Here is a 16839-nt window from a genome sequence, read left to right as displayed (position 1 = left end):
GCTTTTTTTGTACCTAAAATGCGGCAGTTTTCAAAACCTATCGCAATTTTTCGCCTCTTTGGGCTACGATTTGGCACTTCGCTTTCTGTTTGTTATTTGGATTTTGCTTAGATTTGTATTAGCTTTCGAGCCTATCTTCGCCTTGTGCAGGATAAGCCAGTTTTTTTGTAAGATTCCCTTTCCCTACAATTTCAATCTCTTCCAAGACAGTGAAACATTTTCTCCTTTCTCTTTCATTTTTTCAGCGGCTTTTGCTACAAAAGCAATTCGCTTCGGGTTTGCTGCTCGTTTTGCTTTGGGTAGGATTTGCAAAAGCTCCCCTTTTGGCGCAAGATGGCGAAAAAATGCAGGCTCAATTTTTCCAAAAGATAGAAACCTTCGAACGCTATTACGAAGATGGCGACTATCAAAAAGCCCTCAATAAAGCCCAAAAACAGCTCAATCGCTACAAAAAACAAGACAAAGGCTATTTTGTTACACAACTGCTGCCCTATCTGATGCGCTATCAAATTGCGGCAAGCGATTATGCAGGTTTTGAAAAAAATATAGAAGCCTACCTTCGCTACAAAAATCTCAAAAAAGATAGCCCCCTCAATTACGCCGCAGGGCTTTTGGAAGTAGCCCAACTTTATACCTATTACGGAAATCCGCAGCGCAGCAATGCCTATCTAAACGACATCAAAGCACGCCTCGATACGCTAAAAACGAAGCCTTCGGAGCAGGAAAAACTTTTCTTTGACGAAAAAATCAAAGCCATAAGCCTGCAAAATCTATTTTTAGAGGGCAACTTCATCGATTTTAGAACCAAAAGTCCCGAAGTAGTCGCGATACTGGAAAAAGAACTAACAGGGGGCAAGACCTTTTTTAGCGACATCAACCACCAGCAGCTCGAAACGCGCCCTTTGAGTCCTTTGGAGCAGCAACAACTACATACGCAAATTGCCCAACTTTACACCCAAAATGGAAAGGCTGCCCTTTTATATGGCGACCTTGTTTCGGCTCTTGCTTTTTATCAGCAAGCCGATTCCTACATCAAAGAGCGGCTCAATACGCGCGGAGTGGCTTATATCCGCAATCAGACCCTTGAAGCGGAGTATGCCATAGCCAAAGGGGAGGAGCGTGAGCAAATTAGAACCCTATTAGAAAAAAATCTCTACCGCGCCGAGCGTGCTATCGGGACAGTGCATCAGGATTATTTGCACCTGCACCAACTTTTGATACAATACTACAACAAAAGTGGCTTTGTGATGCAATACCTACAAGGCGAGGAAGGCAGTGCAGACAAGAAGCGAAAAAAAGGACTGGCACTTTTCCTACAAGAGCGGAAATATAGCCGAAGAAGTGATAGACAAAGTTGGGAACTAGGCAAAAACATGGAAAAATATTACACCAAAAGCCGCTTGCCTTATCTCTACAAAATCAAAATCGAAGCCCAAGCCGATTTTTTTAGTCGCCGTTACGAAAAGGCACAGGAAGCCCTCGAAACTGCCCTTGCTGATACCAACCGTCTGCCGCTTATTCACCCCGAAAGAGCCGTTTTGTTATCTCTTTTGTATGATATTCTGTTGGCAGAAGATAAATTCGAAGAGGCGCAAAAGGTGTTACAAGATTTTTTAGCCGTACAGAAAAATGTAGTAGGAGAAGATGCCAATTATTATGCCTTTGGTCAGATGCGTTTGGCAAAACACTACGGGCGTTTTAGCGGCAATTTCGAAGCCTCCGAAGTGCTTTTTAGAGAAAATTACAACAAGCTATCGGAAGAATATCTGCCCCAAAGCACACAATTTTTAGACGCTCAAAACGATTATTTGGAATATTTGGAGTTGAAAGAAAATTTCGAGCAGGCAAATGTGTTGGCAAAACGGGTACTTTCGGCAGTAGAAACAAACTATGGCGCAAATCACCTGCGCTATGCAAGCCAATTAGAAAAGACGGCACGCCTAAATATGGCGCAAAGCCGTTACAAAGAGGTAGATGCCCAAATTCAGAAGATGCTCTACATCTTCGAGCAACAGTACAACAATTCCCTTAGCTTCGAGCATGGGCAGATTTTGGAAACGGCAGCACGTTATTATCTGCTCATGGGGCTTTACGACCAAGCCGCCGACCTTTTGAAGCAAGCCGAAAGACGCTACCGTCGTGCCGCGCGTTCCACCTCTGAAACGGGCAATCAGGAGGATTTGGCTGCCCTTTATATCCAGACCGACAACTATGACGCTGCCGCGCAGATTTTAGAAAAGACCTTGCAACAGAAAGAAGCCCTTTATGGCAAAGAAAGCCGCTTTTTGCTCAATACCTACAACCGCACTGCCGAATTAAGGCTTCTTAATGGCGAACACATAGAGGCGGAGAGTTTTATCGAGCAAGCCGAAAAGATAGCCAAGCGCGAATTTGGGGCAAAGAGTTTGCGCCTGACCGAAACGCTACTTATCAAAGCCCGTTTGAAGGCGGCTTTGGGCGATTATGCGGCTGCCGAGGAGATTGCCTTAGAGGTCTTGACCATCAAAAAAGAAGCCCTCAAAGAAGAAGACCATCTCGATTTGGCAAGCGTCTATACCCAATTAGCCATCTTTCAATACAACAACCCCGAAAGCGAACTTTCCGACCAAGCCAAGAGCAAGCAAATAGATGAATATTTGGCAAAAGCCGAAAAGATTATCGATAAGAATGTAGGCAAACAGAATCCTATCTACGTGCAGGCACTGCGTACTCGCGCCCTGCTTAATTTGGAAAAAGGAAACTATGAGCAAGTAATTAGCGATTTGCAGCAAGCCAATCAGACCCTTGATGTCTTGGCGATTCGCTCCCTGACTATGCGAAGTGAAATAGACCTGCTTTTGGCTGACGCTTACACCCAAACGCTTAAAATCAAAGATGCCGAAGCCATCTACAAAAAAACGCTCAAAACCTACGAAAAGAATTTTGGCAAAGACCACCCTACCTACCTGCGCACGTTGGGCAGTTTGGCACAGATGTATTTTATTGCCAAAGACTACGGAAAGGCACGAGAGTATAGCGAAGAAGCGACCCAAACGGCAAGCGATTATATCAATAAATCTTTTGCGTATCTAAATGACCGCGAAAAACTCAACTATTGGGGGCAAATTCGCCAAATCTTCGACTTTTACACTGTTTTGGCTTTGCAAAACCAGAACCCCGACATGTTGGGCAAACTCTACAACAACTTACTTTTTAGCAAGTCTGTTCTTTTGAGTGCCTCCATCAAGACCAAAAAAGCAATAGAAAGCAGCAGCGATACGACGCTTTTGGCTACCTATCAGCTCCTCCTAACCAAAAAGAAAGAGCTAAACCAATACATAGGGCTTAGTGAGGAAGAGCTAAAAGAGGCAAATATAGACCTTAAAAAGTTGGAAAAGGAAATTGCCGAATTAGACAAAAATATTAGCCGAAGTGTAGGCACTACGCTTAGTCAGACCGACACTTGGGATAAAATCAAGGCGCAATTAAAGGAGAAGGAATATGCCCTCGAAATGGTGCGGTATCAGCACTTTGAAAAGGATTTTACCGATTCGGTCTTGTATGCGGTTTTGGTCATTGAAAAAGGTAGCAAAAGCCCCAAAGCCATTATTTTGCCCAATGGCAATCAATTAGAAGACGAATATATGAATTTTTATAGAAACTCTATCATTTATCAGATAGAAGATTTCAAATCGTATGAGCGTTATTGGAAAAAAGTAGATGAGCAGATTCCCAATGAGGCTACTGTTTATTTTTCGGGTGATGGCATTTATAGCCAAGTCAATCTTGAAACCTTATTGCTGGACGAAGAAAACTATCTTTTAGAAAAACGCGACCTTGCTTTGCTCACCAGCACCGCCGATTTGCTCACGCCCAAAGGCGAGGATAGGCTTGATGCTGAAATTGTCTTGATAGGAAGCCCTGCCTTCTACGACCAAAATAGCAAAACACCGCGTATCGTTTCCCCTTTGCAGGGTACGAAGGAAGAAGTTAAGGCGATTGAAACCCAACTCACTGCCAGCAACAACGCCAATGTCGTTTTGAAATTAGAGGAAAATGCGACGGAAAATTTTGTGAAAAGCATCAAAAACCCTGCGACATTGCACTTTGCCACTCATGGTTACTTTGTACCCAATAGTTCGGTAGCGCGTCGCGATTTGGGCAATTTCAATAGCTTTAATAATCCGCTCTTGCGTTCGGGTCTGCTTTTGGCAAGGGCAGGCGAATTGATGGCAGACAACAACTTTTTGGCGTACAATCGCTACGACGGTATCTTGACCGCCTTAGAAGTGCGCGATGCCTTAGATTTGAGAAACACGAATTTGGTCATTTTGAGTGCCTGCGAAACAGGGCGCGGCGACGTAAAGGCAGGCGATGGGGTCTATGGTCTGCAAAGGGCTTTTCAAATTGCAGGGGCTAAGTCCTTGATTATGAGCCTTTTTAAAGTAGATGACAATGCTACGCGCGACCTTATGACGCTTTTTTACAAAAACTACCAACAAATTAAAGACAAACGAAAAGCCTTTCGACAAGCTAAAATCGAACTCATGAAAGACTACGCCGAACCCATCTATTGGGGTGCATTTGTCTTGATTGGGCGATAAAAAAATGCTATGCTCTCTTTCTTACTTCTGCTTCCGCTTTCTACTGCCCTGATTATCAGTGTTTTGCCAAAGAGTCAGGAAAAAATCATCAAAAGTCTAAGTCTGCTTTCTGCAAGTCTTTCGCTGGGTTTGGCGTTGTGGTTTTGGTTCGATTTCGAGCCTACCCACAAAGGTTTGCAAGCGGTAGTGCGCTACGACTGGTTTGAGTGGCAACTTGGCAAAACTACCCTCAAAGCCTATTATTTTTTAGGTCTTGATGGTCTGAATCTTGCCTTAGTGCTGCTTTCTACTTTTCTACTATGGCTTGGGGTAGGCGTTTCTTGGCAGCTTAAAAACAAAGTCAGGAGCTATTTCGCGCTCTATTTTCTCTTATCTACAAGCATCTTGGGCTGTTTTTTAGCCTTAGATTTTTTGCTTTTTTTCCTCTTTTTCGAGTTTATGCTCCTGCCCATGTACTTTCTGATAAGCCTTTGGGGAGGTAAAAAGCGCGAAGCGGCAGCACTCAAATTTTTTATCTACACGCTGGTAGGCTCTGTTTTTATTCTGATGGGCGGCTTGGTTTTGGTCTTTTCGGCAGGCGATACGGCTACTTTTGATATGATGGTACTCAAAAGCCACTTTTCCACAACGGGTGAAAACTTCAAGTGGGCAGCTTGGGTCTTTTGGGCATTTTTGATAGGCTTTGCTATCAAACTCCCTGCTGTGCCGCTTCATACGTGGTTGCCTTTGGCACACGTGGAAGCCTCAACGCCTATTTCTATGCTTTTGGCGGGCGTTTTATTAAAGATGGGCGGTTATGGCTTGTTGCGCCTCTGTTATGGCATCTTACCACAGACGACGGCAAATTACGCTTGGCAGGTGGGTGTTTTGGGTCTGATAAGTCTGCTTTACGGTGCTTGGGTAGCTTTGGGTCAGAAAAATCTGAAAAAACTTATCGCTTATTCTTCGGTTTCGCACATGGGCTTTGTCCTGCTGGGGGTAGCGGCAAGCAACCCCGAAGGCATCAGTGGCGCACTTTTTCACATGATTGCCCATGGCTTGATTGCGCCCTTGCTCTTTTTGATGGCAGGCACGCTTTATGAACGCACACAAGATTTGAGCATAGAGGCTTATAGTGGCTTGGCGCAAAAAATGCCCAATTTTTCGCGTTTTCTGGGAATTGCCTTTTTTGCGGCTCTGGGCATGCCCATGTTGGCAGGCTTTATAGGCGAGGTAACGGTTATTTTTGCCGTCTTTGCTTCTGCCAAATTAGAGGTAGGCTTTGGAATTGGCGCAACTTTGAGCTTGGTATTAAGTGCGGGCTACTTCCTTTGGACGCTGCGCCGCCTAACAATGGGCGATTTTTGGTATCAAGGCGCACAGCCTTTGGAAACTACTCAATTTGAAGATTTAACAAAAATAGAAATTGCATTAGCTCTTTTGCTTATCCTACCTATCTTCTTTTTGGGAATTTATCCTGCGCCACTGTTTGAAAGTTTTTATAATATTTTGAATATTGTAAAATGATTTTGAAAATTTTACAATAAAATTGATACTTCACAAAAACCGCTTAATATCTGCCTCTTTGTCTAATTCGGCTTTTCCTTCTATAAAATCTATCAAATTTTGGGCTAAATAAGGAGCTAAGGAAGTGCCTTTTGCGCCTAAGCCATTGAAAATGAAGCAGTTTTTCTGTTTTGGGTGTTCGCCCACAAAGGGTTTTCTATCGCGTGTGGCGGGTCTGATGCCTACTTTTTGCGCCCTCACTTCGAAATCAATGGGCATTGCGTCTGCCAATTTTTTAGTAATTTCCAAACGTGCCTTTTGCGTAGGTTCGAGGCTTAGGTCGTGATGGTCGTAATTCGAGCCTGCCCGAAAGAAGTTGGGCGAATCGGGCTGTGGAATGAGCCAAGTGCCATTGTTGAAGATAAAATCCATGTGCCAGTCGGATTTGCTTTGTAGGTCTAAAATCTCTCCTTTGGCAGGCGTGAAAGGCAGGAAAGACCAAAGTTGTTCCTCCTTTTCGAAAGCACCTCGCGCCAAAATCAACTTTTGAGCGACAAGACCTTGATAGGAAAAATAATCCTTTCCTTCTTTTTTGATGACTTCAAGCGCATCTATTTGAAAGTGAAGCTCTAAAAAGGCAAATTGCTGTTCTAAATAAAGGCGATACGCTTCTAATAGTTTTTCGGTATGAATAAAACCTGCCTGCTTAATCCAGAGTCCGCCGTAGGGCTGCGCTATTGGAAGTGAAGGCATTGTTTTTTCATCTGCCCATTCATACAAGGGCGTATTTTCTGCACGCGCCAAGACATCATTGGCAATCGTCTGATTGGCAAAAGGACGGTAGAGAGGCGTAGGATAAAAAAACTTTGTCTGTATTTTTTTTTCTAAACTTGTATAAAACTCATGCAATTTTGGAAAAAGAAGCTCTGCTTTCCAAGTCTTGACCATCTGCCGCCCCGTAATGGGATTGAAAAGCCCTGCTGCCACTGCCGTAGAACGCCCTGCCAAAGGCTGCTCCATGACCAAGACGCGATAGCCGCGCTGTAAAAGTGTTTCGGCTACTGCCAAGCCTGCAATGCCAAGTCCTACAACAAAAAAATCGTAAGTGGTTTCAAAGTTTTTCATTTTGTCTTTTTTATCTTCAAAAACAAAAGTTAGTTTAGTGCTTCATAAATGGCTTCATGTAGCCTGCTTCGCGTTGCCAACTTGTTGATGATTTTGTTTCGCGCATTGGGATAGCTACGATTGGAAAGAAAGACATAGATGAGTTCTTTTGTAGGGTCGACCCAAACACAAGTTCCCGTAAAGCCGCGATGTCCGAAGGTTTGGGGTGAAAGGTAGCGATTGGCAGAGGCTACGCGCTCGTGAATGGCAAGCTCGAAGCCCAAGGTGCGGCGCGAATAAGGCATGCCTTCTTTTTCGGTAAAAAAAGTAATCGTTTCGGGCTGAAAGTAACGCCTTCCCCCATAAAATCCTCCTTGTATAAACATTTGCATCAAAATAGCCAAATCGTTGGCAGCACTAAATACGCCTGCATGCCCTGCTACGCCGCCATTGAGAGCGGCGGCGTAGTCGTGAACTGTTCCTTGTACGGTTTGTTTTCTAAAAAGGGGGTCTTTTTCGGTAGGCACAATCTGCTCGCGCTCGAAGCGGAAAAGAGGCTCATAACCCAAAGTGGGCAGTGCCAAAGCGCGATATAAATTTCGGTCGAGGTATTGTTGTAAAGGCTCACCACTGACGCGCTCCACAATTTTTTGTAAGATGAAAAAGCTCAAATCGCTGTAACGGTAGGGGTAGCTGCCGTCGCGTCGCTGTTGTAGGCGGGGGGTGCGAATGACCCAATGCCAAAGGCTATCGGGAAGCTGACTTTTGCCGTATAAATCTTCGGTAATAGGTAGGCAGTAGGCTTCATCTTGACAATTTTGGTAGAATATCGCCCTTCGCTCGGCTTTGCCAAAGGTTTCATACCAACCGGGCATGCCTGCCACCAGACCCGCTTTGTGCAGCAAAAGTTTGCGGATAGTGATGTCGGCTTTGTTTGTACCTGCCAATTCGGGCAAATAAGCGGAGATAGGCAAATCTACATCAATAGCCTGATTTTCATAGAGTTGCATTAGGGCAGGTAGCGTAGCCGTAACCTTTGTAACGGAAGCCAAATCGTAGAGATGCTCATTTTCTACCTTTTGCGAAAGACTATCATAGGTAAATCTGCCATAGCTTTTTTGCAATACCACCGTTCCTGCCTTTGCCACTAAAAGCTGACAAGAGGGCATTGCCCCTGCTTGAATGGCTTGTGCTACAATTTTATCTATATTTTGATGCAATTTCTGACTATCAAAACCGACGGCTTCGGCAATATCGGTATAACGCAATTTCCCTAAGGCTGCCATTTTGATACCCAAGCCTTCGGGTAGATGCTTTCCTGCCGAAACGGGAAGTTGTGCCTTTGTAGAGATGGCATTGAAAAGCACCTGCGGCACTGCCTTTTGCATGGTTTCGTTGCCCAAATAGGCGGCTACTAAGCAGGGCAAATCTTCAAATTTTTCTAAGCTATAAGCATTTCCAAAGACGACCAAAATCACCTGTTTTTCATCACTTAGCTTGCGAATAAATTTTTCTGCCTGTGCCGTAATGCCAAAGCCTGCCGAAATTTTATGCTCATTCACGCCAAAAAGCCCAATGACGACTGTATTTTGCTTTTCTACTTTTTTCAAAAGTGCATTAAACTCGGCTTCGCTTTCCCCTTTTCCAATCGTAAAATGTTGGAAAGGTGCATAGTTGGAAAGCATTTTTTGGAAAGCATTTCCGCTTTTTTCGCCAATGGCAATAGAGGCAAATTGCAGCGAATCGTAGTTTTTGAAGGGTAGCAATTCACACTCGTTGCGCACAATCGTAACGGCTTTTTGGTGCAGGGTTTCGTTTAAAAGTTTGGCTTGTGGCGAATTGAGGTCTTTGTCAATACCCACCAACTCGAGGGGCTTGTATTGATGCAAGCCTACAAAATATTTGGCGTGCAAGATTTTTTTGACACGCTTTTCAAGTTCGGCTTCTGAAAATTTACCTTCTTTGAGAAAGCCTGCAATGCCCTGTATGGCTTTTGAAATGTTGGCAGGGTGCAAAAGAATATCATTTCCAGCTAAAAGAGCTTTTAAGTTTGCTTCATCTGCCGAAAAATGATTCGTAATTCCCTTCATATTCATAGCATCTGTAAAAGCCAAGCCCTGAAAACCAAGTGTGTCGCGCAAAAGGCTTGTAACGACAGGGTAGGAAAGTGTAGTGGGCAGGTTTGGCGTTTTGTCATACGCAGGAATTTGCAAGTGTGCCACCATGACGCTCATGACCGAATCGGCAAAAAGGCGTTTGAAGGGGTAGAGTTCTACTTCGCTGAGGCGTTTTTTGTCGTGCGAAAGTTGGGGTAGGGTATAATGCGAGTCGCTGTCGGTATCGCCATGTCCAGGGAAATGTTTGGCGCAAGCGATAACGCTTTGGTGCTGCATGCCTTTGGCGTAGGCAATGCCATTGGCGGCTACTTTTTCCTTGTTTTCACCAAAAGAGCGCGTTCCGATAACGGGATTTTTCGGGTTGCTATTGACATCTACCACAGGCGCGAAATTGACGTGTATGCCAATGCGCTTACACTGCCTTGCTACCTCTTTGCCCATTTCATAGACCAGATTAGGGTCGTTCATTGCGCCCAAAATCATTTGGCGTGGGTAGGAAATTGTGCTATCCAAGCGCATGCCCAAACCCCATTCGGCATCAATGGCGATAAGCAACGGCACAGGGGATTTCGCTTGATAGCGATTTGTAAGTTCGGCTTGCTTGTAGGGTGCGCCCTGAAAAAATATCAAGCCCCCGATTTGGTAGCTTTCTATAAGTCGCTCTATCTCCTTGTAGTGCGTTTCGTCTTTGTTTGAATAGGCTGCCAACATAAAAAGCTGCCCAATGCGCTGTTCGGTAGAAAGGTTCATATACACGCTATCTACCCAATTTTGGGCTAACTTTTTGGCTAAAAGTTGTTTTTTAAGTTCTGCTTCTTTTCTAATTTTTTCCAAAGAATCGAGTCTTTGTTGCCTAATTTTCGCCTGCTCCGCCTCTGTGAGTGGCACAATTTGCGTAGCATTTGAAAAGTGTCGCATTGCAAAAAAGCCTGCTGAAAGGCTCAATAAAAGCGCGAGGCTTGCCGAAAGTATTTTGGTATTTGCCACAAGTAAATAGGGGTATCAGGGCTAACGCCGCTGGTATTTTGTTTAATTTTTGGTATAAAGGGGAATAAAATCTAAAAATGTGAGGACATCGCTTAGATGATACAACTTGATGATAATTTACGCACGAAATTTAGCCTACCTAACAGACCTGTCTTAAACCCTTTGAGATGGTTTAGACCCTATCTTTCTTTGTACCCAAATGTAAGGAACTTTCTCAAAACCGCAGTCCTATCACCAAAATATCATCTACCTGTGGGCGTTCTGCCTTCCATTCTTGGAAACGCGCTTCTAAGATGCGGCTCTGGGCTTCGAAGTCCATCGTGTGAATTTCACTCAATAGATTGCGGAAACGCTTGCTCATAAACTTCATGCCGTCAGTGCCGCCAAATTGGTCTTGGTAGCCATCAGTAAAAATGTAGAAGGTCATGCCTTTTTCTAACGCAATCTGGTGAGGGGTAAATTTTCGCTCCGCCTCCAACTGCACGCCGCCGATAGGGAACTTATCGCCCTTTACAAAGTGCATCTCACCATTTTTGAAATAAATTAGTGGGCTTTTTGCACCTGCAAAAGTAAGAACGCTTTTATCTTTTTCTATCAAACACAAGGATAAGTCCATGCCATCGCGACTTTGATTTTCGCCCTGTCGTAAGGCGCGACGCACACCTAAGTGCAGTTCTTCTAAAATGCGGTCGGGCTGTATTTCTTCACGCGCATTGACGATTTCGTGCAGCAAATCATTGCCTATCAAGGACATAAAGGCACCGGGTACGCCATGCCCTGTGCAATCTACTGCCGTTAGGATATATTGCCTTTTGCCTTCTTTTTCTTTTTGGCTAAACCAATAAAAATCGCCACTGACAATATCGCGCGGTTTGTAGAAAATGAAAGATTCGGGAAAAGCCGTCTTGATTTCCTCCAAACGTGGCAGAGTAGCCTCTTGTATGCGCTTGGCGTAGTTGATGCTTTCGGTGATGCTCTGATTTTTTGCCTCTATGATTTGCTTTTGTTTGAGAATTTCGGCGGTGCGTTCTTCTACTTTTTCCTCCAAAATCTTATTGTAGCGTTCCAACTTTTTGTAAAGTTCTTCTTTTTCGTTGATGGTTTCTTTGAGGCGTTTTACGTGCTTGATGGTCTTGGTAATGGTCGCCCCTAAATCGTTGAAATTGATAGGTTTGGTTACAAAATCGAAAGCCCCATTGTTCATGGCGCGTCTGATATTGCGCATATCGCCATACGCCGATACGATAATGGTTTGTACCGTCGGATTTACCTGCCTTGTTTTGGTAAGCAGCGTAATGCCGTCCATTTCGGGCATATTCACATCACAAAGAATCACATCTACATCGGGGTTCTCTTTGAGCATCTCTAAGGCTTCCACGCCGTTAGCAGCAAAAAGGAATTGGTATTCTTGATTGCGAATTTGCTTGCGAAATTTCTGTTTCATGAGCAGTTGTACGTCTGGCTCATCATCTACGACCATTAAAATTACAGACATGGAGCTTTGGGTCAGGTTGTCTTTGGGGAGGAATGAAGGCTTGCGCCTCTAAAAGGCAAAAAAGAAAAATCTCTTTTTCAGGTTGGTATCCTGATGTGTAGTGGGTGCGACTTCAAAATGGCGAAGATACACAACGAAGATACCGCAGAGATGGAATGAAGATACAAATAAGATACAAGTAAGATGCGACAAGGCTGCAAAAAAGCAGCGTCCAAATATAAGCACAAATTTGATGCAAAAGTGCAAGAAGCCCAAAAAAATATCAATTTTCGCCGAAACCAAAGCGAAAAGCGTGCAAAAAATGTGCATCTTGGCAGATGTGCGTACTTTTTAGTATCTTTCGCCTCGCAAAGATAGCTTCTTTCTTTTCATTTCTCCCTTTTCTTTTTGCTATGAAAATCAATATAAAAACCGTTTTTGTCTTTTTTCGCCTTTTTTTCGGGGTAGAAAAAAGTACGAAAGAAAAGTTTTCCTACGCCCTTCAAATCTTATTCGTTAGTCTTTTGGGGGGCTTGGCAGCCTGCACTGTTGGCGAAGACAAACCGCAGGGAGGCAACCCTAATCGCGTTAATTTGTATGCCCAAGATACCATTTTTCAGAAAATATTACAGGCGCAAGATAAGAGAAACTTTGAAAACCTTTACCGCTTTTGGCAAGAACCACTCATAAAACAAGAAGCCACCTACCGCAAGGCGATTGCCACTGCTTTTGCCTCCTTTGCCGATTCTTCGCAGGTAGATAGCCTTTTTGTATATCTGGGCGATAGCTCGGATTTGGTACGTGCCGAAGTAGCTTTTGCACTTGGGCAGGTTGGTGAAAATGAAGCCGAAAGCCGTCTGATTTATAGTTTTCAGATAGAAACAGATAGCAAGGTAAGGCGCAACCTTTTAGAGGCGATTGGCAAATCGTCGAGTGGAGCAGGTTTGGAATTTCTGACACAATTTGATGCTACCGACGACCTTCTTGCGGAGGGACAAGCCTTAGGCATTTATCGTGCCGCTGTCTGGAAAGGTGAAATTTCGAAGGCTGCCATAGATAAGATGGCGTTTTTTTTGCAGCAAAGTCTTCAAAATCAGAAAGTTAGGAAAGAAGAAAATCCAACACTACCCGAACTATTAGCTGCCGATTATTTTGGACGCTTCCGAACCAAAATTTTTGCCCTTAGCCAAGAGCGTCATCAAGAACTTTTGGCGCAGGTAGCCCAAAAAAGCCGCTATGTCTTTTTGCGAGCGCGTGCCACCGCTGCTTTGAGTGCCTATCCAAACGAGGTAGCCAAACAGGATTTATTTGCCATTTTAAACCAAGAAAAAGAAGATTCACAGGTCTTGCTCACCGCCCTACAAGCCCTTGCCGCCTTCGAAACTTCTGACTATGCTCAAAAAAATGTCCTTAAATTTTTAGAAAAAAGCGATTCTTATACGCTTTGGGTACAAATTCAGGCTGCCCAATATGTGCAGAAAAAGCCTCTGCCAAGCCAAAAGGAAGTTTATCAAGGCTTTTTAAAAGACCCAAAACTACCTTTTTTAGCAAAAACTTACCTCTATGCTGCGCTGCTACAAATTGCCGATAAAAAAGAAAAAACGCTTTTATTAGAAGAAATTAAATCCTTGTATCAGGAAGAAAAATACTCCCTGACAGAAAAAGCCCTTCTCTTGCAGGCTTTGGAAACAGAAACGCAGGCGGTAGCCTTTCTCAAAACGCAGGCTTCGGATAGAAAACTGCCCGCTAATTTGCAAACTGCCGCCTTGCAGACCTTACTTGTGTTGCAAAAAAATAAGGGAGAGGCTGCTTTTAAAAAAGAAGAATTTGTACTTTTTCTGAAACAAATGATAGAATTGGGCGATATAGGAGTGGCGGCTTTGGCTGCCGAAGCCCTACAAGATTCTGAATTAGCGGCTGAAAAGTATTTAAAAGATTATACTTTTTTGAAAATCGCAATGCAGGAATTGGAAATGCCCAAAGAAGTGGAAACCTATCAAGCCCTGCAAAATTTATACGAAAAATTGAGCGGTCGAAAACTGCCTGCCTACACCGAAGTTCCTACACAAATCATTGATTTTCAAGATTTTACATCTATCAAGCCCAAACAGGAGGTGCGCATCAAGACCGAAAAAGGAGAAGTCGTTGTTTTCCTTTTTACCGAAGAAGCCCCCCTTAGCGTGCTTAATTTTCTAAAATTGATAAAGGAAGGTTATTACAAAGATAAAGTTTTTCATAGAATTGTACCCAACTTTGTAGTGCAGGCAGGCTGCCCACGTGCCGACGGATACGGCAATACCTCCTACACGATACGCTCCGAACTCACAACCCTTTCCTATATGCAGGCGGGCTATTTGGGCATGGCTTCGGCAGGGCGCGATACCGAGGGCGGACAGTGGTTTATCACCCTTGCTCCTGCGCCGCACTTAGACGGACGATATACCATCTTTGGAAAAGTAAAATCTGGTTTAGAAATTTTACAAAAATTAGAAGTCGGCGATAAAATCATAGACATCACCCTTGAAGAATAAAAACTATTTATCAAACTTTTTTAAAATCATTCATTTGGAATGTCGTTGTATTGCAGTTCCCAAGTGCTGCGCGGCATAATCTCTAAGGTCTGTTTCTTGACATCAAAAATGGAAACAAAATCTTTTGAAAACACCCAATGGGTGTCCCAATTTGTGTTTTTTCCGTACAAAATCAGGGCGCAGATGTCGGTAGGGGTAATAAAATCGGAACTTTTGTGGCTATGGTTGTGATAGCTTGTAACGAGTCCATTGTCGGAAGGCATGCCCAATTCGGCTATCGTGATGATATTTTGATGTAAAAAATTTACTTTACTAACTTTCATCTTCTTATCTAAAAGTAGCTGGTAGTCGTTGCCAAAGATGATTTTACCGCTGATAAGAGGGGCAGTCAAGAGCCATACTTCGCCTGCCTGTTTGGGGTCTTGTGGTGTTTCGAAAACGACAAGATGTAGGGCGGTATTTTCATAAAATCTAAACTTTTTAGCCTTATTTTTTCCTTTGCTTTTATGGGCATAGATGTATTCCCAAGCCTTTTCTCGCAGCTCGATAAGCGTTTTTTCTTGTGCTGTCAGGGGGCGCGTTTTTTCCTCTTTTACAACCTTACGCTGCAAGGTGTCTGTTTCGATGGCAAAAAGAATTTCTCTTTTTTTATTATAAAAAATGACCTTCCAAGCATAATTTTTTTGATAGCCTGAATTTGTGCCTTGATTTAGAGAACTTTTCGGCAGTGGGTATGCCACAAAGCCGCTTAGTTGGGCTTTAAAATTTTGATTTTCTAAGATGGGGTATGCCAAGCCCAAAAAGGTAGCTTTTTCATATTGCGCCAATAAATTGCCTTTTTCTAAGAGGGCTTCTGCCCTTTGTGCTAAGGCGGCTACTTGTTCTTTTTTTTGGGCATAGAGTTGCGAAAAAGAGAGCGCAAATAGAAACCCTATCCAAACAAAACTGTAATTTTTGTTTTTAAAAGAAGTCATCTTTTTTCTATTAAAAAATAAAAGTTGCGTGCGAAAACACACGCAACAGAGTTAGTTTTTTCAAAATATTTCAGACAAGCGCAGGATTGATTTAACGCAAGCCGCCGTTTTCGTCTAATTGTAGAAAGAGCATGTCGGCGTTATTGGTATCAAAATTTTCGTCTGTGTAGCCACATACGCCATATTCGCTGCCCTGTGCTGCAATTCCTTTGACCACCTGCATGCCTTTTCCGCCATGGGTTTTTTCCCAAAGTTTAGTGCCTTTTCCGTCGAGCTTGACGATAAGGACTTCATTGCTAAGGGTGCTTTTGTTGTTTCCGTAGGCATCGGCTTCGTAAATGTCGGTGTAGCCTGCCAAAATAATTTCTTCTTTGCTATTGATGACGAGTCCGAAAAATTCGTCGGTGCTAAGTCCGCCAAAGGATTTGTCCCAAAGTTTTTTTCCGTCTTTATTGATGCGCAAGACCCAAGCGTCGTGGCTGCCTTCGGCAAAAGTGTAGGAATAACCTGCTACGGCGAGGTCACCGTTTGGAAAGACGGCAACGGCATTGCCCATCTCATTATCACCGCCGCCATAGCGTTGCTCCCAAAGTTTTTCGCCGTTTTTATCTACCGAAATGACGAGCATGTCCCATTTTCCCGCGCCTTCGGAATCGATGTGTCCTGCCAAGACGAACCCCGTAGCGGTAGTGGCAATGGCATGGACTTGTTCGCTGGTGCTTCCGCCGAAGCGTTTTTCCCAAATTTTTTCGCCTGTTTCAGAAACTTTGATGAGCAAGATGTCGCTTTTTCCTGTGGAAATGGGGAGGGTGTTGGCGGCAATTAGGTAGCCTCCGTCGGTCTTGACAATGGCGTGTGCCTCATCTATGCTTTCGCGCGTGCCGAAGGTCTTATCCCAAACTTTCTGCCCTGCGCCATCTGTTTTGACGACCCAAATGTCTTTCATGTCGGGTCCTGCACCGTAAGAGTCGGAATAGCCGACAAAAATAAAGCCGTTGTCGGTGGTTTCTACGCCTGCAAAGGCTTCTTCGTTTTCGTCTGCGCCGTAATTTTTATCCCAAAGGGTGTTGCCTGATTTATCAATCTTGACGACGTTCATGTTCATATCGCCTGCGCCGTAAGAGTCGGAACGTCCCATTAAAATAAAATTGCCGTCTTGTGTTGCAATAATGGCATTAGCGGCATCATATCCTTTGCCTCCGATAGTTTTGCGTAGGATTTTTTTGCTGATAGCAGCCGTAGAAACAACGAGTACCATCAAGAGCAGACTTGCACCGAGTAGCGATAGTTTTTTCATAAGTTTATTTTTTTGGCGTTGCATAGTCAGATTTTGCTATGTTTTGTGCAATGTTTTTTAGGATAAAAGCCTATTGTTTGGATTTTACAATTCGGAAATTGAAGGAAAGAATAGGCATATTTTCTAAAACAAGGCTTAAAGATAAGGAAAAAGAGAAAAAACAGAAAGAGTAGGGGCGAAAAAACGAAATCGGTAGAAACGAAATCTTATTTTTAGAGCCTACTTCAAAATGCGCGTTTGAGGTGTTTTTTGCTTGAAGCCCAAGCCTACAAAAGGTAGGGGTGTGG

The 16839-nt window shown here is 43.7% G+C and carries 8 protein-coding genes; 3 read left to right on the top strand and 5 right to left on the bottom strand.

Annotation, left to right across the window (positions count from 1 at the left end; genetic code table 11):
• The first annotated feature begins 209 nt into the window (after positions 1-209).
• Both G500_RS0100215 and G500_RS0100210 read left to right on the top strand, forming a co-directional pair.
• Entirely contained in the window at positions 210-4583 is a 4374-nt protein-coding gene (locus tag G500_RS0100215) for a CHAT domain-containing protein (RefSeq protein WP_027001136.1), read from the top strand.
• A 9-nt stretch (positions 4584-4592) separates the two neighbouring features.
• Positions 4593-6089, top strand: a complete 1497-nt coding sequence (locus G500_RS0100210; RefSeq protein ID WP_027001135.1) for a complex I subunit 4 family protein — start codon at positions 4593-4595, stop codon at positions 6087-6089.
• 30 nt (positions 6090-6119) lie between these two features.
• Here the strand turns inward: G500_RS0100210 and G500_RS0100205 are convergent, their stop codons facing one another.
• The 3 genes from G500_RS0100205 to G500_RS0100195 all read right to left on the bottom strand — a co-directional run bounded on the left by G500_RS0100205 (position 6120) and on the right by G500_RS0100195 (position 11771).
• Positions 6120-7193: an NAD(P)/FAD-dependent oxidoreductase gene (locus G500_RS0100205; RefSeq protein WP_027001134.1), complete on the bottom strand. Its 1074-nt coding sequence runs from the start codon at positions 7191-7193 to the stop codon at positions 6120-6122.
• Between the two features lie 29 nt (positions 7194-7222).
• Positions 7223-10276 carry a serine hydrolase domain-containing protein gene (locus G500_RS21755; protein WP_154656951.1) on the bottom strand — a complete coding sequence of 1018 codons (3054 nt, stop codon included), beginning with the start codon at positions 10274-10276 and terminating at the stop codon, positions 7223-7225.
• A 214-nt stretch (positions 10277-10490) separates the two neighbouring features.
• Entirely contained in the window at positions 10491-11771 is a 1281-nt protein-coding gene (locus tag G500_RS0100195; protein WP_086047756.1) for a response regulator, read from the bottom strand.
• Positions 11772-12163: 392 nt separating this feature from the next.
• Here G500_RS0100195 and G500_RS24630 point away from each other — a divergent pair, with 392 nt between their 5' ends.
• Positions 12164-14281, top strand: a complete 2118-nt coding sequence (locus G500_RS24630) for a peptidylprolyl isomerase (protein ID WP_161626047.1) — start codon at positions 12164-12166, stop codon at positions 14279-14281.
• Positions 14282-14307: 26 nt separating this feature from the next.
• On the opposite strand, the gene G500_RS0100180 is transcribed toward G500_RS24630, so the two are convergent.
• Both G500_RS0100180 and G500_RS0100175 read right to left on the bottom strand, forming a co-directional pair.
• On the bottom strand, positions 14308-15255 hold the full coding sequence (locus G500_RS0100180; RefSeq protein ID WP_027001130.1) for a hypothetical protein: 948 nt from the start codon (positions 15253-15255) through the stop codon (positions 14308-14310).
• A 91-nt stretch (positions 15256-15346) separates the two neighbouring features.
• Complete coding sequence (locus tag G500_RS0100175; protein ID WP_161626046.1) at positions 15347-16552, bottom strand: outer membrane protein assembly factor BamB family protein; 1206 nt, start codon at positions 16550-16552, stop codon at positions 15347-15349.
• Positions 16553-16839 lie beyond the last annotated feature (287 nt).

The sequence above is a fragment of the Hugenholtzia roseola DSM 9546 genome (assembly GCF_000422585.1).
Classification (GTDB): domain Bacteria; phylum Bacteroidota; class Bacteroidia; order Cytophagales; family Bernardetiaceae; genus Hugenholtzia; species Hugenholtzia roseola.
The sequence above is the reverse complement of the archived record's forward strand: the minus strand, read 5'-3'. Positions and strand labels throughout refer to the sequence as shown.

Coding starts and splice junctions, on each gene's coding strand:
- G500_RS0100210 (WP_027001135.1), top strand. CDS start 4,593: ATGCTCTCTTTCTTACTTCTGCTTCCGCTTTCTACTGCCCTGATTATC.
- G500_RS24630 (WP_161626047.1), top strand. CDS start 12,164: ATGAAAATCAATATAAAAACCGTTTTTGTCTTTTTTCGCCTTTTTTTC.
- G500_RS0100180 (WP_027001130.1), bottom strand. CDS start 15,255: ATGACTTCTTTTAAAAACAAAAATTACAGTTTTGTTTGGATAGGGTTT.
- G500_RS0100205 (WP_027001134.1), bottom strand. CDS start 7,193: ATGAAAAACTTTGAAACCACTTACGATTTTTTTGTTGTAGGACTTGGC.
- G500_RS0100195 (WP_086047756.1), bottom strand. CDS start 11,771: ATGTCTGTAATTTTAATGGTCGTAGATGATGAGCCAGACGTACAACTG.
- G500_RS0100175 (WP_161626046.1), bottom strand. CDS start 16,552: ATGAAAAAACTATCGCTACTCGGTGCAAGTCTGCTCTTGATGGTACTC.